The organism is Morganella psychrotolerans, from assembly GCF_001676055.1.
GTDB lineage: Bacteria > Pseudomonadota > Gammaproteobacteria > Enterobacterales > Enterobacteriaceae > Morganella > Morganella psychrotolerans_B.
This window is the reverse complement of record NZ_LZEX01000004.1, coordinates 38,792-62,534: the sequence shown is the minus strand read 5'-3', so window position 1 is coordinate 62,534 and position 23,743 is coordinate 38,792. Positions and strand designations below refer to the sequence as shown.

Sequence of the window (23,743 nt, the reverse complement as noted above, 5' to 3'; positions counted from 1 at the left end):
GTATGATAAAAAAGAACCGCATTCAAAAATAAAAACAATTGCCATAATATAAGTTAGAATGACAAGGTGATTTTTATATAATATAAACATTAGATAATTTAATTATTTTTAGCGGTCGGAGCGCTGAACTATGCCAAGACGAGAGCGCCTTTATTTTTCCGGATTACCACAGCTTATTAAACTTAACGGACACAATCATCAGAAACTCTTTCAGGAAGAGGAGGATTATTCCCGCTTTCTGACTTGCATTGATAAGTCTTTAGAATCATATGATTGTGAATTACATGCGTACTCTTTTCAGGCTGATGTTGTTCTGTTGTTACTGACGCCAAAATCAAAAGAAGATCTGAGTCGCTTCATTCAGCATATCGGCCGTCAGTATGTTCCTTATTACAATAATAAATATAAGCGCAGCGGTGCATTATGGGAACGGCGCTATAACAGTTGCCTTATTGAAGCGAATTCTTATTTTCTTTTAGTCTCTCAATATGTTGATACCTTCCCGTCAGATCAGTCAGAATATAATGATAAACATAACTGCAATTATTCCAGCTTCAGTCATAACTCAGGGGAATGTGTTATTCCGAGAATCACTGAACATCAGTGTTATTTACAATTAGGAAAATCAGCGCAGGAGCGCGGCATTCATTATCAGCATTTTTTATATACCACAATAAGCCCGGCCGTTACTGAGCGGATACAAACCTGCCTGAAACAAAACTGTGTGCTGGGAACGAATCAATATTGTCAGAAACTCGAGTTTGAGGCGAACCGCACTGTACGCCCGCATCAGGCGGGGCGACCACGGAAACACTACAGTAATAATGTGGCGGATTGGATCTGGCTCGAAAACCGGGCATCGAAGTTACTGGAGCGCTATTGCTACCAGGAGATCCGTTTTCCGTTGCTGGAATACTGGGATGAGAATATGAAAAATACAGCGGCATTTTCTCATGATAACCATGATTCCCCGACACTTAATTGCAGCCATCCGGCGCTGTTGCGCGGAGAAGGAACAATGGGATGTCTGCGGGTGATCGCACAACATCAGCATTTACAGTCGAAAAGTAAATTGTGGTATATCGGCGCAATGTTTCGCTCTGTTGCCGGGCAAAAGCAGGACTTTGAGCAATATCACCAGATTGGCGTGGAAGCGTTCGGCTACGATAATATTGATATCGAGCTGGAGCATATTTTAATGCAGTATGATTTTTTCAGTTCACTGCATCTCACGCCGTATATTGAATTAAATATTAATACCGTTGGTACAGAAGCTGAATTTACCCGGTTTCGTCAGGCGCTGGTGGCGTACTATCAGCCGTTTCTGCCCTTTTTTGAAGATCAGTGGCGGGTCATTCTGGAGGAAAGACCAGAGCAATTACTCTCAACGCCGCACAAATTGTTGGATATTGTGAATAAAAAAGCGCCGCTGCTGAGTGATTTTCTGTCTGAAGCATCCACCACCCGTTTCCGGGAATTGCTGGATTCACTGAACCGCCTGAAAATTCCGTACAGTGTGACGCCCACGCTTTATCCGGTGAATAATTACTGTCATACCCTCTTTGAGTGGCGTACCACGCATCCGGACAGCCCTGATGCGTTGCTTTGCCGTGGTGGCCGCTATGATGCCAGCGCCTCACACTTGCTGGGGAAACATATGGCTGTCAGCGGCTTTGCTTTCATGCTTGATCCGATCATTTTTCTGATCCGCACATGTCATAAACAGTTGTTACGCCAGAATGCGACGGATGTGGTTTTGATCCCTGAAAATACCCGTGCTGCCGGAAATGCCCTGATTGTGGGCCGCCGGTTACGGACACTGTTCCCGCATTTCACCATTAAAAATGATTGCTCCGGGATGCGGATTAATGCTTGTCGTAAGAACGCAGAACGCAATGGCAGCCGTTTTATTATTGTGGTGCCGCCGGAACATGGCGATGAGCTGGAACTGACTGATAAGAATAATGGATTAATTCAGAATATGAATGAGAACGCGATGATTGGTGTGCTCGGACACAGTGTGAACTGCTGAGAAAGGATAGTTTTTATCGTAACGTTTTCACAGTAACGGGGGGCTTTCCGTCCCGTTACTGTGAATAACATTATACAGCTTATTTATTGCTGGCGGAGCAGTGCATCCAGCGCGTTATAGAGTGCTGTGGCACTGCGTTCATAGCCTGCGGCTGAGAGATGAACTTTATCCGGACGCGCGAGATCCCGCAGAACCCAGCTGTTAATCGCACAATCCCCGCCCATATATTGCTGCCAGTCCCAATAAAGTAAACCTTCGCTTTTGGCGACAGACTGCTGAATGTTTATCACATTATGCAGGTTCGCCGGCTGTTGTGAGCGGCAGTCCGGTGCTGTTTTGTTTTTGATACTGTCACCGGGACCGACCAGCAGGATCACCGCATCCGGCATTGCCTGACGGATTTTATGCACATTAGCGGTAAGCTGCTGACGATAGAGATCCAGATTCAGGGTGTCATTGAAGGCTTCATTGGTACCGTAAGCGAGGATCACCATCTCCGGTGCGGTTTCTGCCAGAGTACTGACCCATTGCGGCGACCATTTGTCTGTCATGGCAATGGTGGCACCATTGATGCCGACAGCCGACAACATCACACCCGGATGGTTACGGGTAATAAACCAGCCACCGATATTCAGCGGGCTCTGTTCACTTGTCGTAATGTCCGCCGGGAAGGTCACCGGTACACTGTCAGAGAAACGCCAGCCGGAGGACGGCTGAAGATTCAGTGTGCTGTTGGTGGCAGAGCGTACAGAAACTGATGCCGGATAAGATGTTTGATATAATACCTGCATATCATACTGATTTGACGTTGGATTACGCTCTTTCATCGTCAGTGTGCTGTGTCCGGTCAGCGGCGAAATAATAAAGCCGCCCAGCGGGAAGTTCGGTGCATCATCTTTCCGGCTGGTCAGAAATGACCACTGTTTTTTCGGCTCAGTGAAGACGAAATTTGCGGTACGCTGTCCGGCAATAATGCTTGGCGGAACAAAGCCGATACCTGCATCACCGTAGCCTGCCTGGAATTTATCCCGCAATGTGCCGGAGAAAAAATCGGCCGCAGTATGTGAATCCCCGATCTGGACAATATGGATGCGGGCCGACGGATCACGCAGGCGATGCGCTAACCGGCTGAGATTCGGATCGCCATAGTTGGTCAGATCATTACGTGACACCGGTGGCGGTGTCTGCGTCGGTGTTATCCACGGCTTGTCAGTGCTGTTCTGACAAGACATCAGAGAAACGGCAGCGGCGAGTAATACAGCCGCGCCTGCGAGTTTAAGGTGCCACGACGGGCGTTTTTGTTGTTTCATTATGTGTTTCTTCTTGCACCTCAGGTTCCTGAGGTGCAGCATTAAATTTAATCAGATCAAACACCGTGTCAGCGATAGCTTTCTGACCTTTATAGGTGAAGTGAATACCGTCTCCGCTGCGCAGTTTGATATTACTGCTGCCGTCACCGATATAATCGGAATAGACCTGATCCTGATATTTGAAAATTGTATTTGCGGACAGCCAGATTTCCCCGGCATTTTTGATTTCCGACTGATAAAGCCCGCTCAGATAGTGTACACCATCCGACAATTTCTCTTTGCGCATATTCGGCGGACTGATCCAGATGATATCCACATCATGAATCCTGGCGGTTAACAGAATGTCCTGAATCCGTTTACGGTACTGCTCTTCCCACTCCGGTGAGGTGAAGCGCAGATAGCGACCGCCACCGTCCGGCGGCATATCCCACGGATCATTCGGCCCTAGGAACACCACCATCAGCCGGATATCCGGGTTGGCGGCTAATGTCGTTCTGACGATTTCCGGCCAGTTGAAAAACTTGAGGTAAGTGAGGCCGGTACTCTGCTTGCTGAGGTTGATGCTCTCAATGCCATAGGCTTTGGTCAGCCGTGATTGTAACACAGGCGCCACGCCCTGCATGAGCGAATCACCGACAAAGAATACTTTATCACCGGCTTCAAGTTCGATTATTGATTTCGGTGTCTTTTTCGCCAGAATTTGCTTTGCGGCCAGTTCTTTATCCAGTTTCAGTACAGAGCTGCCTGCCGGCAGGCTACCCCGGTTAAGCAACTCAGGGAAGGTTACAGACAGCGCAGAGGCCGGATAGAGATAGCCATTGATAAAATGCAGGCCGGTCTGAAACTCTTCCGGAAATGCCAATTTACCGGGGATCGCTTTTTCAGTCTCTTCAATGACATGATTTCCCTGCGCATATTCCGCCATGGTTTCCCCGGCGGCAATGACGCCATCCTGAAGATATCCGCCGAGATCCCAGGCATAATGCCCCTGTAATTTTGCCCATGGCGCAGGCTGGTGATATGTCTGCTCCCAGTAACGCGCCAGCGGATTCTGGTTCAGCCAGACAAGCGCCACAGAGGCGCTCAGCACAATAAATACCACCTTCAGGGCGCGTTCAAGGTTTTCCGTAAAATCAAAAATTCGCATAGATAAAACCCGGCATGCCTGAAGGTGAGAAAATGAAAACCAGTGTCATAAAGAGCGCCAGCGGCAGCGGATACCAAACCCAGGAAACCCGCTGATAATACTGACCGGCCTTGTGATACAGATTAACACATGACGGATACAGGAATAATAATATCCAGAACGCGGCAAGCAGCGGGGCGCTTGCGGTAACCGAGGATACAAACCCGCCTGCGGTCAGTTGTGTCAGCATAGTGACCGCATCACTGAGGGTGGCGCTGCGAAAGAAAATCCATGTCAGGCAGAGCACATGGAAGGTGAAAATCCGTGCTATCCAGACCGTGGTTTTCTGCCATACCGTTTCAGCCGGGTCTTTGCGCGGCGGCATAAGTTTGTGTTTGATATTCATCAGCACAATACCCAGTCCGTGCAGCGCACCCCAGATAATAAACGGCAGACCGACGCCATGCCAGATACCGGAAATGACCATCGCAATAAAGGCGTTAATGTTCATCCGCACCGCACCTTTGCGGTTTCCGCCGAGCGGAATGTAGATATAGTCACGGATAAACACAGACAAGCTCATATGCCAGCGCGCCCAGAACTCTTTCAGGTTGGTGGCAAGATACGGCGCATTAAAGTTCACCGGCACCACAAAGCCGAGCAGCATGGCTATCCCCGTCACCAGATTGGTGTAACCGGAGAAGTTAAAATAGATATTCCACGCGTAGGCGTAAACCGCAACCAGGATCTCACCCGCGCTGTAATTGACCGGCGAGCTGAATACCGGATTGGCAAAATTCTCTGACAAATACGCGCTGAACAGAAACAGTTTTACCATCGACAAGGTGATCAGCAGTAGGGCTTTTTTGTAATTAATCACTTCCCGCGAGGTGGCCTGAATCTGCGGCATAAAGGCTTTGGCACGGTTTATCGGGCCGGCAACAATGCTCGGAAAGAAGCAGAGATACAAAACTACATTCCAGAATGACGCTTTTTCAATCTCTTTGCGACAGACAGACACCACATAGCTGACAGAATGGAAGGCATAAAACGACAGTCCAATCGGTGCAAGGATCGCCAGTGTCGGCAGCTCTGCTTCAATTCCGGCCTGTAACAGAGCACTTTGCAGTGATTCCTGTAAGAATCCGTAGTATTTGAAAACCGTAAAGCAGCCGGTAATTCCTATCCCCAGCAGGATATAAATCCGGCGGGCAGACAAGCGGCTGCTCAGAACATTTGCCAGAAGATAAATAAATAAAGTGTAACCGGCAAGAACATACGCAAAGCTTGGCTGAAACAGGAAAACAAATACATAACTCGCTGCAATTAAAAGCGTATTTTGTAAGCCGGTCTTCTTTTGACAGAGCCAGTAAATCAGAAAAAAAGCAGTAAAGGAGGCAAGAAATTCAAATGAAAAGAAATTCATATCAGACTCTGTGCAAGCGTGTGGGGAATGTCAATTATTTATACCCTTCTTCATTCAAACCGCAGGTTCGTTGGCTACGCTCAGCCCGCCGGGTCACATACTGATGTATGCTCCCCGTCTGTCTTCCCTTGCCGCCTGCCTGCATTCTGAATGACGTTGGGTATATACCTTATTCATGCAAACCGCAGGTTCGTTGGCTACGCTACGTCCGCCTGCATCCTGAATGTATCGGGTATGTATATATAGAGGGGAGTATAATATAAGTTATCAAAGGCTATTCAATAAGAATGATGAAAAGACAGAAAAAAACCCACGGAATAAGCATATTAACCGTGGGTTTTCGGGTTCAGTTCTGAGTGTTGCTCAGAAAACAGAACGATTTATGTGTTTTGGGCACCTTTTTGTGCAGTCGATATCAGTGTTTTATTACTGTCATACATCTGCTGCAGGTAGCGGTTATAGGTATCTCCTTTCTGGGAGTAACCTTCCAGCTGACGGATAAGATCCGGTGTACTCAGTGAGTCATCATCACCGAGGCGCTGTTTTGCCCGTTCTGAACGCAGTGAATTATAAGCACGATGCGTATTCAGATTTTTCATGTAAGCCGTAACACCATCCTCAATGGTGCTGTAAGCGTAGTAGCCCTGGACCTGACCGGCCTTAGCACTACAACCCCGTCCACAACGCATACCAAACAGGTTATTGTTTGATTGGGACAGTTTTGATGTTCCCCAGCCTGACTCGGTTGCCGCCTGAGTGGCAACGAAGTGGGTGGGCAGGATATCGACACGGCTTAACAGCGCTTTCCAGTTGGTGCGCTTAGGTGAGCTGCATGTCATATCATAGCTCTGGCAAAGCGTTCTGAGCTTTGCAATATCACTTGCTGACCAATGGTTATTTTTCTGGCGTTCCAGTAACCAACTGCGGTCATTCATGATTTGGCGATTAACTTTGTCAATCGTCGGGACAATGGCATTTAAAAACGCTTTCTTTCGGGGTGTACCTGAAGGGTATTTTCGCAAATCAGGCAGCGCTTTGTTGAGCTGCCTGCCGTTATGAGAATACTCTAAACTTGTCGTGGTACTGGTTGAAGCAAAGCTAAAACCGGTAAAAAATAGAAAAATCAAGAAAGCGAAGACTGCACTTGTCCTCATCGTATGAGAGGGCATTGCTTTTCCTCGTTTTGATTGTCTGAACAAATTTCGAACGAATACTAGCAAAATAGAAAAACCATAGCCAGACTTATTCTCCATCGTTAAATATTAATGGTGTATGCTTTTACAGTACAATATTCTGTTTCCTGATTTTGTCTATGTCTATTAGTAAGTTAAAACAGGCATTAAATGACAGCCGTTTTTAGCAAAAAAGGCGGAATAATCTGGAAAATTAATGTGTTTTCTTCTGCAACTTATCGCATTTTCATTTTTTTATGCGGTTTTTTATGTTGTTCTGTATCAGCGTTCATTATTAGTAATATTCGAAATTCAGGATAGCGGTGGTATTGATCCGCCCCGCACTGAGCTTTGCCGCATCGTAAACATAGTAATATGCCCAGAGATTCAACCCGTTATTCACTTCAATAAACGTATTTTTCCCCCACTCAAACAGGTAGGAATCTGACCGTGCCTGTCTGCCCGGCGGGTTGATAATAACAGCGCTGTTATTATTCATATCAGCATGACGCCCGATACGGATCCCCACCCCTTTTGCCGCACCCGGGCGCATATCGGTTAATGTTTTCATATCCTGCTGATATACCTGATTGCTGGCCAGGTAAGCTTTCACCGGGCGGCTGGTGCGGCCGTTCAACCGGTCACGGCAGGAGATATCAAGATGAAAGCGGGTCATGCCACCGGTTGTATCACGTTGCAGGCGCGCGCGATCCACCTGTGGCAATTCAACCAATAAGTCTGCGTTATCAAAGGTGCAGGTTGTTTCGCGTGGTTGATAGGTTACATCCAGTGGTTGCAGGAACAGATCTTCATTATGTTCCGGCCAGTGTCCGCTTATCAGATAGCTGATGATATCCAGTCCGAGACGGATAAAAAACTGAATTAAACCAATGCGGGATGTATCTGCCGCGATAACTGCCCCGTCAAACCGGTATTGATTGCCGGAAATAGTCACATCACTGCGGGAGCCTTGCGGCAGTACCCGTGCGCTGAGTGTGAAACGTGCCTGAACGCGGTCAGCCGGGTAGGGTCTTCTGTTGTAATCAAACTTCAGGGTATTGCCGGGCTGAAGATCAATCACTCTGAACTCAACCGGGTAGCGCCCGTTCTGAAAGCCGACAACCAGAGAGCGTTTTTGCAGATAAGAGGCGTTGACCACACTATTACTGTGAGCATTACAACTGAATTCCCCGCTGTAGCGGGTATTGAAATAGAGCGTGGTTTCCGTCTGCCGGTAAAAGGTTTCAGACAGATCCACAGACAGCGGCGGTGCCTGTTTATTACCGGCATTGGAGCATTCCGCCTGCGCATAGCCGGTCAGCAGTATCAGAAGACCGGCAAAAAAGTAACATTTTCTGAGCATCAGGGAATATCGCCTTGTTCAGTACAGAGGAGGGGATCTGTTTGCGGATCCGGTGTAAGGGTGACCCGGCAAAAGCCGCTGTCGTTATCCGTCAGCCGGACATCAATGTGGTCCGGGCGTGTTTCGCTTCTTATATATATGAGGCTGTTCTGCCCGACATAACCAATGCTGTTATTCTGCACGTCAGTCACTTCTGTTCCGAACGGCAGTGGTTTTCCGTTATGACGGACAGCACGCAGATAAAATTCCTGCCGGGCATCTGTTTTGAAATTGATGAGTGTTACCGCGCCTGCGTAAGGAACGATATCCTGCACATTTCCCATCAGTTCAGCGGAGTTCTCCGGTGCCTGAGAGGCATCCAGAATGATGGCATTTTTGCGGTAAGCTGACAGATACGGCACCAGAACCCGGCCCTGAGTGTCGGTGGTGATATTGTTGTCATTATTGACGATGGCGTTTTCTGTACCCGGTACATTGACTATCGCAAAGGTTTCTCCCGGCTGATTTGCCGTGAGTATGCCGCCGGACCAGGCAACCAGACTGCCGGTTGCACCGGCACCAAGCTGGCGGTACTGAGCGGATTCACTGTAGGACGCATTCAGTGTTACCGGCGCGGCGCGGTAAGCTGCACTGGTGCTGACGGTTGTGCCGGTAACGGGCTGATGTGCCAGGTTTATATTATAGTTCAGTGCGTTACTCTTACCTGCCGCGCCGCTCAGCCCGATGTTACTGTTCCGGTAGCGCCCCTGTTCCGTCATGCTGTTGGCGGTCAGATATACTTTGTTGCCGGACAGTGTGAACGGCACAGAGAGTGTCAGATTGACCCTGGTTTCTTCATTATTATTGCGATTATTATCTGAAACACTGTTATTGCTCTGGTTATAGCTGACTCTGGCGGCACTGATGGTGTAATTGATATCCTGCCAGTTATTGGCGTAGCCGGTTTGATACTCACGGGTGCTGCCTTGTCCGCCCCAGTAATCCCGCAGTGTTCCGGCGAGATATACAGAGCCGTAATCCCCCCCGAGACGCTGATTAATATTGACGTTAAATGTACTGCGCTGGCGGAAACTGCGATCGTCTGCCGGTAATTCACCGGTGCTGTCCTGCCGGTTGAGCTGATTCTGATATTGCACCGCATCCGGTAAACTGAAATAACCGCTGGTGGAATAACGATAAGCCGCGAGAGAGAAATTAGTATTGGTCTGATGAATAAACCGGCTGTATGCCACTTTGTAGCTCTGCCCGCGAAAACGCGGAGAAGGGGAAGAGAACCGGGCATCAGAGTGGGTGACATCCACAGACAGCGCCCCCACAGGCAGATTGAATCCGCTGCCGAGCAAAAATGCCTGATAGTTTTCAGCCGCGATCACACCACCGTAACCGGTGAGGGTATTATTGATACCATATTGCAGGTTCAGTTGCGCAAAGCCCGGGTGATAAGGATTATCTGTCAGCTGCACTTCACCGGCATTCAGTTCATATTTGAACAGACCTTCTTTTAACATATTCGGCACAGCAGAAAACGGCACTAAAAAGTGATTGATCTGTCCGTCGGCTTCATTAACTTCCACCTGTAAATCGCCCCCGGAGCCGGTCGGCAGCAGGGTATCGACCACAAAAGGTCCCGGCGGCACACTTTGCTGCCAGATCAACTGGTTATCCTGATAAATTTTGACCAGTGCATTGGTTTGTGCCACGCCACGCACAACCGGAGAGAAACCCTGCCAGGCATCGGGATACATGCGGATATCTGTTTTCAGCCCTGCGCCGCGAAAGCGGACAGATTCAAACAGTTCATTAGAGGTGTAGCTGTCGCCTGCCCGCAGATCAGATTTTATCGCGGGAAATCCCCGTTGCAGATAGCGGGTATTGGTATCCCATTGTGTGCCCCGGTCGCGGGAGTAGGTCAACGAGGATTGATCCCGAAATTGCCAGCCCGCCAGGTTCAGCCCGCTGTTGAGTGTCAGGTAGGCATTATCGTTATCGCTGCCGTCATTTTTTGTCGTCGCATGATAATAATTAGCGTTATAACTGACTATCGCGGCATTAACGCCCTGATCCCATAATGCAGGATCCACATACCCTTTAAGAACGGTATCAAGCATGGCCTGCGGAACATTCAGGGCTAACTGAAACTGACCGATATTCAGCGTATAACTGCCGGGAGGAACCAGGGTATCCAGCGCAACATTGCCGTCTTCATCCGGCTGCGGTGGTATTTCTGTCTCACGCAGCCCCAGTTTGGCGATATCATCCTGCGCAATAAAAACAGACTGTCCGCTTTGGCGCAGTATCAGCGGAAAGCGGCCTTTCCATTCACCGTTGACACTTATCTCAATGGTATATTGCCCGTCAGGAAATGTATCGTCCCGGTCAAACCGCGATAAATCGGCTTTTGCCGAGTCGCCGTAAAGGAAATTAGTATTAAACCCGGCGGTCTGTGCAGGCGTGCTGAACAGCAGAGTCACAAGAGAGATCAGGCATATCTGTGCTGATACTTTCTGAGGGGAAATATCCCGGATGATATGGCGCAGCATCAGCACAGATAATCAGTTTAGTGAGAGCGGATAGGTGTTTATGGCACCAAAATCATCGATCAGCGTCAGTGTATACCGGTTACCGGCCGGCAGATCTGTTGCCACGGAAAGAGTCAGCTGTGAATAAGGTGCTACCATACTGCCTTCTTCCGCGAGTGCGCGGCCACCGGATGTTTCTTTCAGGGCCAGTATATTAATGTAATACGGTGATTCATTTTTCAGGACATACTGCTGCCCGTCACGGAGAAAATTAAGCCGCGTGTGTGCAATGTCCGCATTCGGTGTCAGCCCGGACGGACGGTAAAACAGTTTGATGCGCGAACGAATAGCAATCTGCATCATATTTTTATCCGCGCTATTTTCCGGCAGTGGCGGAATATCCAGTAAATTCAGATAAAAAAGAGATTCCCGGTCGGAGGGTAGCTGAGCCGGTGTCATTTTTACACGCAGTTGCTGACCATTTTTTCCGTCAATTTTTACCACCGGCGGGGTCAGGATAAAGGGCACATTGGCTGTTTCCGGTGTGGAGTCAGCATTACCATCATCAATCCATGCCTGAACCAGCGCCTGTTCTGTACCGGTATTAAATAACTGAACTGATACTTCTTTACTTCCCTGCGGATAAATAACCCGTGTGGAATTAATAATAACGTTTGCACTGCTGACAAATGTCACAGTTAATAATAACAGTGTAAAAATATATTTTTTCATAATGGCTGTTTTCAAAAGTCAGACCCCTTAATTAAGAGGTCTGAAAAGCATCAGAAATAAGAGAGGTTATAAGTCAGCATAGTATTGATTTTACCCGGCTGAGCTGCTTCGCTTCCTACTTTATAATATTGAGCATAAAACTGAATAATACCACTATCTGCTGCGATTTTAGTGTCGTACTGCGTATTTAAATTAACGAGTTGACCGTCTTTTTGTGTAACTAATGCAATTCCCACATTTTTAGGATTACCTTTTTCATCCGTTTCCTGGTTGAGCAGATAATTACCGTTATTCGCAATCATATTGGTTGATGCGAAATTAATATGCAGTGTTTTACTGTCTTTATCACTTGCGTTACAGTCTGATAATTCAATAGAAAATGCCTTTTTACCCTCTTCTATCACACCGGAATTGGTAATTTGACCGACGGTGATAGGGTCTAATAATACTGACATATTTGTATTGCCATTATTAATAGTACAGGTCGCATCCGTGATAAAACCAGTGAAATTGATTGAGCCACCTGATGCTGTGGTTGCGGCAAACGCAGAGCTCGCGGCAAAAATAAAAGAAAGAGACGCGGCGAATGCGAATTTTTTATTCATTATCCTCTCCGGGAATGGAATATATAATAAATCCCTTCAAAATATTATTTTTTTCTGAGGGTTTATTTTTATTAATATACCCAACGTCATTCAAGATGCAGGCAGGCGGCAAGGGAAAACAGACGGGGAGCATACATCAGTATGTGACCCGGCTGGTTGAGCGCGGCCAACGAACCTGCAGTTTTAATGAATAAGGGTATAGCTATGTATGCCGATTTAAAAAATAAATCAGCCGGGTTTATTTAGTTAGCAGAATTAATAAGAAGAAATTCTCCCGGGGAATATTTTATTGCCCGTAAAGGAGAGATGGGTTCTTATACATCAGAATAGAAAACGTAACTAAAGCGGAACGAATTATATAGTCATGAAATGATTAATTGAAGTATTTTTCTGATTTATGGCTTAAAAGGTAATTATTGTCTGTAATATTCATATATTGATGGATTATTTTGGAGTTATATTCCAATGTTTTACGTTAAGGCGGGGCTATACGTTGATTGTTGTTAATATTTTTAAATACTTTCTAACTTAATGTTAAATTTAATAATATTTAATATTATTTTTTCTTTATAGTTATTGATGGTGATAATTAAGAATAATTATCAATACGATTTTAAAACATATGAAATCAACAACTAAGTGATTTACTGTCACTAATTATCGGCACGTTGACAGAAAACTTTACTGTTTTTCAATTTTATTTTAAGCAGGTACTTATCACCATCGGAATAGACCGATAACGAATGATACTATTGAGGAGGGGATTATTTCAGACACTACCGGATAGTCTTACTGACTATCCGGACGGAACACGCGGGGATGGTCAGTCTGTATTTTTCTTATGGAAAGTCAGGCGTTCTTCAAAATAGGCTTTGAGATGGTCTGCCAGTCCGTGAATCTTTTCATCCAGCTGATGCACCAGAAATTCATCACTGTTCATATTATCCATCCGCTGCATCGCGAGATTATCGACATACATTTTTTCTTCGGGCGTAAGATTTGTCATGGTTTTTGTCTCTCTGTATCGAAGGTCCGCCGGCAGGCTGGTTCGCCGGAGTATCAGCAATAATGATATTATAAAGGTATGTTAGCACGATTTTAACGGATAACACGCAGGAGTGATTATGGATGAGAAACAACTTTATCAGTATGCGGTGTGGCTGCTGGGGCGGCGTGAATATGCCGGTACTGAACTGTCGCGGAAACTGAAACGGAAAATTACAGAAAAACAGGAAACATCGCCGACAGATGAAACCGTTCTGCCCCGGGTGATGGCGCGCCTGACCGAATCTCAGTACCTGGATGATTCGCGCAGTATTTCACTTTTCTTTCAGGCGGGAGTCCGTAAATTGCACGGCCCGGTACGCGTTCGTCAGGAATTACGGCAAAGAGGGTTTGCCGGTGAATTGATTGACTCGGTTTTTGCAGCACAGGCAGTAGATTGGTTTGATCAGGCGCAACAGGCAAAAATGAAGAAATTCGGTGACTCCGCTCCGGCTGATTATAAAGAGAAACAAAAACAGATGCGTTATCTGCTATACCGTGGATTTACCTCGGATCAGATTTACGAATTATATTAAATGATGCCGGGTATGTAAGGAAACATAAATCCGGCTGATGTCTGAATTCAATCCGGAAATTGACGGTAAATCCCCCGCTGCTCAGAAAAAAGACATAATCGGTTACGTGTCATTACCTATAATAATGATAAATGGTGTTTTTATATTCACCCCTAATCACGCTATATGCCGGACAGGTAACTTTCCATGAAATCGTCATCATCTGAAAAATCGTTAACATTATTACAGGTCGTTGCATTGGGGATCGGGGCAATGGTCGGTGCGGGGATCTTTGCTCTGCTGGGACAAACCGCGCTTATCATGCAATCTGCCACATGGCTGGCATTTTCCTGCGGGGGTGTTATTGCCTTGTTTGCCGGATATGCTTATGCCAGGCTGGCCGCCCGTTACCCAACGCAGGGCGGAATTATTGATTTCTTTCGTTTGTCATTACCTTCCGCCCTGACTATCGCACTCTCATTATTGTATCTGGTAACGCTTATCCTGACGATCGCAATGGTTGCGCGGGCGTTCGGTGCATATGCGGTTCAACTTTTTCATCAGGGGAGCGGGCATCCTCTGTTACCGGAGATGTATACGGCCTTTGTTATTATTGCTATCGGGCTGCTCAATATTGTCAGTAGTCATGCGGTTGGCAAAATTGAAGTGCTGCTGGTGGGGATTAAGCTGACTATTATTATAGTGCTGATAATCACGGGGCTGTTTACGATGGATGCCGGCAAACTGGAAATACATACTTTTTCCGGTGATGCGCTGTTTTCTGCCGTCGGACTGACTTTTTTTGCCTATGCAGGGTTTGGCATGATGGCGAATGCATCAGACAAAGTGGCGGAGCCTGAACGGGTGATGCCGAAAGCATTTATGATAGCCATCTTATTTACTATTGTGCTCTATATCAGTTTGTCTCTGGTACTGCTCGGTAATTTGTCCCCGGCTGTTTTAGCCCGCTATGCAGATACGGCTGTGGCGCAGGTGGCTTACCCGATTTTCGGGCAGACCGGGTTTACCATTGTGGCCATCGGTGCTTTGCTGGCAACCGCCTCGGCAATTAATGCGACTTGTTTTTCTGCATTTAATATCCTCGACAGTATGAGTCGTTCCGGATTACTTCCCCATACATGGGGGAACGTGGTGTGCGGTCAGGGAACCCGCAGCAATATCCTGATGATTCTGATAACACTGGTATTTGCGCTGATGCTCAATCTCAGTGACCTGGCGAATGTTGCCAGTTTTACCTTTCTTTTATGTTATCTGATGGTTCTGGTGGTTGCATGGCGGCTAAGCCGGATTATCCGTGCCTCAAAAATCATTATTGGCTTAGGTATCATAGTGATCCTGGCAGTATTAGCCGGGTTTGTAGTGACATTGTTTAATCAGGGGATTATTGCTGTCAGTATTATTTCCGGTGCACTGATTGTCTGTCTGGCGATTGGCTATCAGCGGCGGCGGAGCCTGGCGAGTGAATAGCTCAATTATATGCAGCAGAATCTCTTCTGGTAAATATGCATGAAAATTCAACCGACAGTGCATTGGTATGAATACGGTCATTTTTTTGAGTGACAGCAGTTCTTTATCTCATTTTACGCATTAAATACGTATTCCTGTCTGTGCCGTGCCGGTTTACCGAATAGTATCACCATGGTTTATATCCCTTCGTTTTAATTGTAATGCGATATTTTGTGTTGATTAATGCCTGGTATTGCGTAATTGGCATTATAACAACAAGTGTAATGAGTAATTTTACTTAATTGTAACTATTATTTTCTTTAAACATCACACGAAAATGTTATGTAAATGTTTGTTTTTTGATTGTCTTATGATCGGATTTTTGACGTGATTTTTGTCACATTATTAGTTTATGAGTCGGCAGTGTTACGCATCATATGTGTTAAATGAACGAATTGTGCTTTTTCAGGAAATAATTGAAAAAATATTTTATGAATTTAAATTCACTACTTGTGTGTTTTTATTCGATCTCTGTGCGGGTATCTAATCCATGATTTTTATGTTTTAAAATTATTGCTGTCAGCTATTCACCACAAAATGATAATAGATTCAGTTATGTTTTTTTTGTTTCCCATCGTTTAAATCCAAATCACCTGTATTTTTTATTCGTATATTTTATTTTTACGCTATTTATGAGTAGCAAAGGGTGAGGTAGCTCCGCCATTGTTCATATATTGATGTGTGTAATATTTATAATCCCGTGGTTATTTATTTGCTTTTGGTATTTGCGTAGTGAATTTAACTTAGGATTATTCCTAAAACCTCTCTGGACATTCAAAATCTCCTCTCTATAATACGCCGCCGCATTACCCATAAGTTAAATTTTTTTTTATCCTGATAAAGGAAGGTCCGGGTGAACGTTAAATAAATTAATTAAATAACCCATTACGTTTATAGCTGTCAGTTATTCAAATGATGGCCCGTTTTTTTATGACGCATTAAATGACGTCAGGGTTTTTTGCACCTTGAATTTCCTTATTTATTCCCTTCAATATTGAGAAAGATAAAAATGAATAAAATATTTAAAGTCGTAAAAAATCAACGAACAGGGAATGTTGTTGTCGCCTCTGAATTCGCAAAAGGTGCAAAAAAAGGAAGTAAGTTAGCACTGATCCCTCTTGTGGCGCTGATGACAGGCGGGTTTGTGCTGTCTGCTCAGGCCGCAGATCCCGACGTTAATACTAATCAATGGTTAGAAACTGAGTATCTCCCTGCAAAATTTAATTCCGAAACTAAAACGTGGGTAAATAATTCAAATCAGAAAGAACAAGCCCGGGTTATTAATAATGGCGATTCAAAAAATCTCAATCTGAATAATGAAAAAACAACATTCACTAATAATCTTGATTATGATGAAACCTGGTTTTCTTTACAGGAGTTATGGGCTAAGAATACCGAAAAAGATAAAATCATTTCAATTATTCAATATAAAGACGGAAAGCCGGTTGAAGGAAATGTTTCACTGACCTCTGTTGAAGACTGGCGGGTTCCGGATAATCCGTCAGCAATGGAAGAAATCACCTGGAAAACGGAAGACGGGGAAGAGGCTTTTTTGCAGGCGTATAACACAGATAAATTCAAAGTGACGGTTAATCCGGATTTGGGTGTCTATCTGCTGGAAAAACAGCCTGCGTTATCACCGTTTTATCATCTGACCCTGGCGGAGGTGAAGAACGGTACCCTGGATATGACAGCAAAAGATAATGTTGACTGGAATATTGATTACATCAAGGACAGCTCACTGTTTGTAGCGGCGGCAGACAAGGGGAAATCCGCTACCATCAATACCACCAGTAAACTGCACGTCACTTTTGGTGAAGCGTATGGCATGAATGTCTCTTCCGGTACTGCTGACTACAGGTTCCAGCCGCAGAATCAGTTAGTTTCCGAAGTGTCCGCACCGAAAGGACTGGATGATTTTACAGCGTCAAACGGCATTACCTATCATACCGGTGATGCTATTGCTATCGGTGATGCGCAGGGACTGGCCGCATATAATGAATTATTAATCGAAGCCGTAAAAGATAACAAATTAACCGGTCAGGAATATAAAAATCTGATAGAAGCAACGGTTATCCCAAGCCCGCAGAATAAGGATTATTTCGATGTCAGCATCGACCTGAAAAGCCTGGAAGATAAAAATATCAAACTGAATGAGGCAGTTACCGCAGGTATTGGTAAACGCTCTGTCTTTGAGGCTGCCGGAGAAGGCAGTGTACTGAATATTAATGACGGCGCGGATATCCGTGGTGAAACAACATCAGATTCAGGCAGATTCCGTGCCTATCATATCTATGCGCATGATGGCGCGAAAGTGTTCCATGATGCCATAACATCTGTACCGAATTACAAAGGACAGAATGCGTTAATTGATAATGCAGAATTTACCAACAGCGGCACGCTACTGCTGGGTGATGGTACAACCCGTATCTACGGCGACCAGGTGATCGGGGAAAATGCACAGTATATCAACCTCGGTACAATCGCTGTTGAGGCATTTAATCTTGCCAACAATGACCGGGGCGATCCGGATATTATTGCAAATACGGGTGTGACTGCCACCAATGGCGCACTTGTGACTAACTCAAAGGATGCTTCTCTGCTTCTGGGCCAGAAAGGTATTGGTGCCGGTGAGGGGATTGTTACCGGCGTTGAGGTGCGGGGCGCATCGTTTGTGAATGATGGCACTATCCTGATGGGTAAAGATGGTGTGCTGTTGTCAGGTGGTCGTAAGGATGATACCTGGGATATGAGGGTGGTATCGAATGCTGTGGCGGCACTGCTGGATGAAAATATTGTAGCCGGTGGAAAATATACCATTGAAAATAATGGTAAAATTGATATCAATAAAGGTGTCAGTAATGCCGTCGGAATTAATGTGGCATCAACGATAAAGCGCAGCGCAGACACGCAGTTGACGGCCGTCAACAATAGCGAGATTGATGCCGCGGGCAGTTACACTGTCGGCATGCGGGTATCTGGTGAGAAGCGGGAAAATGATGTTATCGAAAACCGCGGAACCATTAATGTGTCCGGAGAAGGTTCTATCGGTTTGTTTGCGCTGGGGAACTCAACGATTACCCATACCGGTAAGATTATTGCAACTAACAGCGGCAAAACTGTCGGTGGTAAAAAACCGGCCCGTACAACAGGTATCCGTGCGGATGATGCCAGAGTTAACATTCAGGGCGGGACGATTGAGCTGAAAGGCGATAACACGGTCGGCGTATTTGCCCGTGCCGGCGGTAAAATTGACCTTAATAAAGGGCTGGTTATCTTTGATAAAGCCGCAGTAAATCAGCTGGGTTACTGGATCGCCGGGCGTAAAGGCAGCGATGAAGCAGACAGTTCTGCAATCAACTTTGGCGGCGGTGATGTGAAGCTGGTGTTGGATAATAACGATTCCACCCTGTTCCGCGTCGACCAAAAAGCACAATTCCTGGCATCCGGTGATGGAAATACGAGCTACCATTTTGATATTAATGGTGAAAAAAGCCGGGGATTTTATATTGCGGATATCGGAACAAAAGTTGAAACCGGCAATATGGAACTGAATGTTAATGGTACTGAAGCAACCGGACTCTATCTGGCAAATGGTGCAGGGGCGGATGGACAGGTTGTTCTGGATAAAAACACAATCATTAATGTGAGTGGCGAAAAGGCCACAATCGCGGTTATTGACGGAAATTATTATGATATTAACGGCAATGGCATTACAAAAGGATCTGACAAAACCAAGCTGACATCTTATGCAAATCTGTTGTCCGGCGGTTCGGATGGCAATATTGCGAAAGATGCTATCGGATACAAATTGATTAATGGCGGCGTGCTCGATCACGTAGGTAATATTGATTTCAGCAGTGCGGATAATGCCACCGGGATCCGCGTCGAAACCGGCACAGTGAATAACAAAACGGATATCAGGGTTAACGGCACCGGGGTTGATATTTACGGGAAAAACTCACTGGTGAATAACACCGGTAAAATCATTGCCAATAACGGAATTGCGGCTGTTCGTCTGAACCGTGATGCCACTATGACGATCGGCGGCAGCGGCAGCATACTGGGTGAAAATTCCGCAGATGCAGTGCGGGTGCACTCCGGCTCCACCGTAAAACTGAATAATGCCAATATTGCAGTTACCGGCAGCGGCAGCGGTCTGCATCTTCTGAATGTGGATGATAATACCGGTGCGTTTAAATTATCCGGCAGCGGAACTATCACTGTCAGTGGTAATAATGCATCCGGCCTGAAACTGGAGGCCGATGATGGTAAAGGCGGTACAGAGATGGCGAAAAGTAATCTCGATACCTCCGATGCAAAAGGCACAACCATTAATGTGCTGAATAAGGGCGGTAACGGGATCGTTACCAATACTTCCGGTGATGTCATCAGCGGGATGAATGTCAATATTCAGTCAGCCGAAGGCGAAGCGGCGCTGATTGTTCTGGGGCAAACAAAAAAAATCGCGCAGAGTGGTAATCTGACCTCAGATTCGGCACACAGTGTGGTTGACCTGACTGCCCTGAATAATGATTTTTCTTTCACTAACAGCGGAAAAATTACAGCAGCATCAGGAAGTGGTGTCGCGGTTGATGCGCATCAGAACGTCAATATTAACTTTACCAACAGTGGTTCGGTTAGTGGTAATTCATTGTTAGGAAACGGTAATAATACAATTTCCCTGAGCGGCACCACCAGCGGATTAATTACCGGCAATGGTAAAAACACGGCTGTTATGAGCGGTAAAGCTCAGACCGGGAAACTGGTTGCAGGCAATGGCGACAACACCATTGAAATGAAAGACACCGCACATACTGATGTTCTGACAGCCGGTAACGGCAACAACACCATCACGCTGAACGGTGGAACCTCGCTGGTAAACGGTACTGTCGGCACCGGTAAAAATAATGTGATTGTGCAGAATGTCACAGAGGCACAAAGCGATTTATTATTCGGTAATCTGACCGCGGGTAGCGGCGGGCAGGATGCACTGACGCTGAAAGGTAAAGCCAGCCACTATGTTTTACAGGATAACAGTAAACTCAGCGGGTTTGAGCTGCTGAATATTGAAGAAGGCCGCTTTGAGCTGCGCAATACGGACATTGTCCTGAATGAGCAGAATGCAGATGACGGCATTATTGTGAAGCAGGGCGGTGAGCTGTTTATCAATCAGAACAACGGCCACACCTTTGCACATCAGTTGCAGGGCAGCGGCCTGGTTACCACGGCAACCAACGGGCAGGCATTTGCGTTTGATAACAACAGTGCAGCTTTTGCCGGGGATAATTTCACCGGGACATTGCGCCTGACGGAAGGGACATTTGATATTGCCGGAGATAACACCCGCGCACTGCAAAAATCGCTGCTGGATATCAGTACCGGGGCTATCGCGACTGTCCGGGAAGGTGTCGGTACACAATCTTTTGATCGTCTGGCAATGAGTGGCGGTACGCTGGCTTTTAAAGACAATATCACCGGCAGCAAAAAGATTGACGATAACATCAGCGTAAACTCTCTGGCGTTGGATAACGCCAAAGGTATCGTTCAGGTGAAAGCAGACGGTTTTGATAATCTGCCGGCACCGTCAGTGAATAACAAAGTACCTCTGTTGGAGCAGGATGAAGGGGATTCTGTGGCTCAGTTGGTGAATGCAGGGAAAGCCTCGGATTACACCGGCGGGCTGTCACTACAACTGACAGATAAAGACGGCAATATCATCGCATCAAATACACGGACAGCGCAGGATCTGCGCCAGGACGGTACTGTGGTGGCTAAAGGCACTTATGATTATGGCTTACAAACCGCGTCGCAGGCGGGCGGTAAAGCCGATGGCCTTTATGTCTCTTACCAACTGACAGAAGTGGATTTGCAGGGTAAAGATAATAATGCGCTGGTGCTGGCTGCCGCAGCCGGTAAAACCGGCTCTGCCGCAAACCTCGGTGCAAAAATTACCGGGCAGGGCGACCTGGCTGTCGATACAGACAGTGAATATGTCACGCTGTCTAATAACAGCAATGATTACACCGGCAGCACGTTTGTCCGTCACGGAAAATTACGGGCAGAAGCAGACAATGTGTTAGGAAACACGCAGTTGCTGGATCTGGCATCGGGTACAGCGGTTGAGCTGACCAGTACCACAGGTGCGGGGACTGAGCAGACAGCCGGTAAAGTGATGTCTGCGGTTAACAGCCTGATTGCACTGGGCAACGGAAAGCTGACGGTGAAAAACGGGGGAGAGATCAACGGACATCTTAGCGGAACACGCGATGGTCACCTGCAGGTAAATAATGACACACTGTCAGTGCAGGGTGCGAATAACACAATGCATGCGGATGTCACTATTGATGCACCGGCGCAGATTACCGTTAATCATATCGCCGGGCTGGGTGACAGCCTGATTGAAGTAGCAGGAACCCTGCGTACCGAAGGCGCACAGGGGCAGTTACTCAATCAACTGACCGGAACCGGTCTTACTGAGATTGCACAGAAATCTGATGTTGGCCTTGTGGCAGATAACAGCGGATTCAGCGGACGCTTTACCACTGATACCGGCAGTACATTACGTGCTGCACACGCTGCAAATCTCGGAACCGCAGCGGTTGAAAATGCCGGAACCCTGGTGCTCACGCATAACAACGGCCAACAGCCGTGGGAGCTGACGAACAGTGTTACCGGAGCCGGAACCCTGGTGAAACAGGGCGCGGGACGTATAACCCTGAATGATAATTCAGCGCAATACACCGGCACCACGGAGATCCAGAACGGCACATTGCAGGCCGGCAGCTATGACTCTGCACTGGTGATGAACAGCAAACAGGTGAATATTGGTTCACAGGGTATGTTTGCCGGTCAGGGAACATTAAAAGGCAGTGTAAATAATGCCGGTCATTTCTATGTCGGTGAGCTTAATAAGAAAGAATCTGACCACGCAACAGCGTATCGCGTTAACGGTAATTTCGTGAATGATGGCGGTCATATCTGGCTTGCCAGTCAGAAGGAGACGGAAAGCCGTCTGAATATCGGCGGGGATTTCACAGCGAACGGCGGTGCGATCACATTGAATACTGTGCTGAATAAAGGTCATGAAGAAACAATGACTGACCAGCTGGTTGTTGACGGCAATGTGAAACGCGGTGCAAACGGTGCAACCACGCTGAACATTAATAACGTCGGTGGTAAAGGCGCAGATACGCTGAAACAGCCGGATGCGATTAAGGTTGTCAGTGTCGGGGGAACATCCGATAAGGATGCCTTTAAACTGGGCGGGCCGGTTGCTATTGGTGTTTATGAATATCAGTTACATAAAGGATATAAAGATGACAGCTGGTATTTAGATTCTTACGATACCAATGTTTATCCGCCGGATGAAAAGGATGACAAACCGGAGCCTAACGTGAACCCGGAAGTCGGGGCGCATATGGCAAACCGCAGCGCAGCACTCGGTATGTTTTCAATGACATTGCATGACCGTCTGGGTGAACCGCATTACGCTGACAGTTTTAAAGGTGATGAGAATGCATCATCTGTCTGGCTGCGTATCGTCGGGGATCGCCAACGGCAGGATGCAGTCAGCCGCTCAATGCGTCTTCAGGGGGATACTTATACCACGCAACTGGGTGGTGATATTATCAACTGGAATAATGATAATCAGGATACCACTGTCCGTGCCGGGGTAATGGGCGGGATTGGTAAGTCCGATTACACCAGCCGTGCAAAACGGACCGGAACGAAATCTGATGCGAAAATTGACCGCGCTTACAGTGTGGGTTTATACGGCACCTGGTATCAGAACCGGGAAGATGAAAACAATGCGTATGTGGATGTCTGGGCGCAGTACGCCTGGTTTGATAACAAAGTATCCATGGCGGGTAACTCATCAGATTATAAGAGTAATTTAGTCAGTGCATCGGTTGAAGCGGGTTACAGTATGGCAATGTATAAACCAAATGCAGAAAAGCAGTGGGTATTAACACCACAGGCGCAGGCTGTCTTTAATTCTTATGATTCAGATGACAGCAGCAGCGGTACGGGTCTGATAATGAAAGGTGAGCGCAGTAACAGTGTGGATACCCGCCTGGGTGCCCGTGTAACTTACGCAAATCAGAAGCAGTCAGATAAATCGGCGCAGCCGTTTGTTGAAGTAAACTGGTTACACAGTAATGCGAAAAATGACATGACCTTTAATCAGCATTACACCTTCAGCGATGATCGTCCGGCAAACCGGTTTGAAATCAAAGCAGGTATCGAAGGTCAGTTATCTCCCGACTGGACTCTCTGGGGCAATGTATCTCATCAGATGGGATCAGATGATTACTCAGGTGATCGCGCCATGATCGGCGTGAAATACCAGTGGAAATAATCTGAACAGC

At 46.6% G+C, this 23,743-nt stretch carries 13 protein-coding genes; 4 read left to right on the top strand and 9 right to left on the bottom strand.

What is annotated here, in order from left to right:
• The first annotated feature begins 130 nt into the window (after positions 1-130).
• Positions 131-2,032, top strand: coding sequence for an ATP phosphoribosyltransferase regulatory subunit (locus AYY17_RS05365; RefSeq protein ID WP_067421990.1), 1,902 nt, complete (start codon positions 131-133; stop codon positions 2,030-2,032).
• 83 nt (positions 2,033-2,115) lie between these two features.
• Here the strand turns inward: AYY17_RS05365 and AYY17_RS05360 are convergent, their stop codons facing one another.
• The 9 genes from AYY17_RS05360 to AYY17_RS05320 form a co-directional block, all read right to left on the bottom strand.
• Entirely contained in the window at positions 2,116-3,342 is a 1,227-nt protein-coding gene (locus tag AYY17_RS05360; RefSeq protein ID WP_067421988.1) for an SGNH/GDSL hydrolase family protein, read from the bottom strand.
• Entirely contained in the window at positions 3,308-4,489 is a 1,182-nt protein-coding gene (locus AYY17_RS05355; protein ID WP_067421986.1) for an SGNH/GDSL hydrolase family protein, read from the bottom strand. The genes AYY17_RS05360 and AYY17_RS05355 overlap by 35 nt, the downstream gene beginning before the upstream one ends.
• Entirely contained in the window at positions 4,476-5,894 is a 1,419-nt protein-coding gene (locus tag AYY17_RS05350; RefSeq protein ID WP_067421984.1) for an MBOAT family O-acyltransferase, read from the bottom strand. Before AYY17_RS05350 ends, AYY17_RS05355 begins: the two co-directional genes overlap by 14 nt.
• Positions 5,895-6,274: 380 nt before the next feature.
• Positions 6,275-7,063 carry a protein bax gene (locus AYY17_RS05345; RefSeq protein WP_067421982.1) on the bottom strand — a complete coding sequence of 263 codons (789 nt, stop codon included), beginning with the start codon at positions 7,061-7,063 and terminating at the stop codon, positions 6,275-6,277.
• Positions 7,064-7,361: 298 nt separating this feature from the next.
• Positions 7,362-8,429: a fimbrial protein gene (locus tag AYY17_RS05340; protein ID WP_067421980.1), complete on the bottom strand. Its 1,068-nt coding sequence runs from the start codon at positions 8,427-8,429 to the stop codon at positions 7,362-7,364.
• Positions 8,429-10,969, bottom strand: coding sequence for a fimbria/pilus outer membrane usher protein (locus AYY17_RS05335; RefSeq protein ID WP_067422110.1), 2,541 nt, complete (start codon positions 10,967-10,969; stop codon positions 8,429-8,431). The genes AYY17_RS05340 and AYY17_RS05335 overlap by 1 nt, the downstream gene beginning before the upstream one ends.
• A gap of 12 nt (positions 10,970-10,981) precedes the next feature.
• The gene (locus AYY17_RS05330; protein ID WP_235845285.1) at positions 10,982-11,695 is read right to left on the bottom strand and encodes a fimbrial biogenesis chaperone; all 714 of its coding nucleotides are present in this window, start codon (positions 11,693-11,695) and stop codon (positions 10,982-10,984) included.
• A 35-nt stretch (positions 11,696-11,730) separates the two neighbouring features.
• Positions 11,731-12,285, bottom strand: a complete 555-nt coding sequence (locus AYY17_RS05325) for a fimbrial protein (protein WP_067421978.1) — start codon at positions 12,283-12,285, stop codon at positions 11,731-11,733.
• Between the two features lie 823 nt (positions 12,286-13,108).
• Positions 13,109-13,291 (bottom strand): hypothetical protein, encoded by a 183-nt coding sequence (locus AYY17_RS05320; protein ID WP_067401087.1) that lies wholly within the window; start codon positions 13,289-13,291, stop codon positions 13,109-13,111.
• A 118-nt stretch (positions 13,292-13,409) separates the two neighbouring features.
• On the opposite strand from AYY17_RS05320, the gene AYY17_RS05315 reads away from it, so the two are divergent.
• From AYY17_RS05315 to AYY17_RS05305, 3 genes are all read left to right on the top strand, one after another.
• Complete coding sequence (locus AYY17_RS05315; RefSeq protein WP_067421976.1) at positions 13,410-13,865, top strand: regulatory protein RecX; 456 nt, start codon at positions 13,410-13,412, stop codon at positions 13,863-13,865.
• A gap of 186 nt (positions 13,866-14,051) precedes the next feature.
• Positions 14,052-15,332, top strand: a complete 1,281-nt coding sequence (locus tag AYY17_RS05310) for an APC family permease (protein WP_067421974.1) — start codon at positions 14,052-14,054, stop codon at positions 15,330-15,332.
• A gap of 1,048 nt (positions 15,333-16,380) precedes the next feature.
• Positions 16,381-23,733 carry an autotransporter outer membrane beta-barrel domain-containing protein gene (locus AYY17_RS05305; RefSeq protein WP_067421972.1) on the top strand — a complete coding sequence of 2,451 codons (7,353 nt, stop codon included), beginning with the start codon at positions 16,381-16,383 and terminating at the stop codon, positions 23,731-23,733.
• Positions 23,734-23,743 lie beyond the last annotated feature (10 nt).

Excerpts from the sequence above, each read along its gene's own strand:
- AYY17_RS05365 (WP_067421990.1), top strand. The coding sequence starts at position 131 with ATGCCAAGACGAGAGCGCCTTTATTTTTCCGGATTACCACAGCTTATT.
- AYY17_RS05360 (WP_067421988.1), bottom strand. The coding sequence starts at position 3,342 with ATGAAACAACAAAAACGCCCGTCGTGGCACCTTAAACTCGCAGGCGCG.
- AYY17_RS05355 (WP_067421986.1), bottom strand. The coding sequence starts at position 4,489 with ATGCGAATTTTTGATTTTACGGAAAACCTTGAACGCGCCCTGAAGGTG.
- AYY17_RS05350 (WP_067421984.1), bottom strand. The coding sequence starts at position 5,894 with ATGAATTTCTTTTCATTTGAATTTCTTGCCTCCTTTACTGCTTTTTTT.
- AYY17_RS05345 (WP_067421982.1), bottom strand. The coding sequence starts at position 7,063 with ATGCCCTCTCATACGATGAGGACAAGTGCAGTCTTCGCTTTCTTGATT.
- AYY17_RS05340 (WP_067421980.1), bottom strand. The coding sequence starts at position 8,429 with ATGCTCAGAAAATGTTACTTTTTTGCCGGTCTTCTGATACTGCTGACC.
- AYY17_RS05335 (WP_067422110.1), bottom strand. The coding sequence starts at position 10,969 with ATGCTGCGCCATATCATCCGGGATATTTCCCCTCAGAAAGTATCAGCA.
- AYY17_RS05325 (WP_067421978.1), bottom strand. The coding sequence starts at position 12,285 with ATGAATAAAAAATTCGCATTCGCCGCGTCTCTTTCTTTTATTTTTGCC.
- AYY17_RS05320 (WP_067401087.1), bottom strand. The coding sequence starts at position 13,291 with ATGACAAATCTTACGCCCGAAGAAAAAATGTATGTCGATAATCTCGCG.
- AYY17_RS05315 (WP_067421976.1), top strand. The coding sequence starts at position 13,410 with ATGGATGAGAAACAACTTTATCAGTATGCGGTGTGGCTGCTGGGGCGG.
- AYY17_RS05310 (WP_067421974.1), top strand. The coding sequence starts at position 14,052 with ATGAAATCGTCATCATCTGAAAAATCGTTAACATTATTACAGGTCGTT.
- AYY17_RS05305 (WP_067421972.1), top strand. The coding sequence starts at position 16,381 with ATGAATAAAATATTTAAAGTCGTAAAAAATCAACGAACAGGGAATGTT.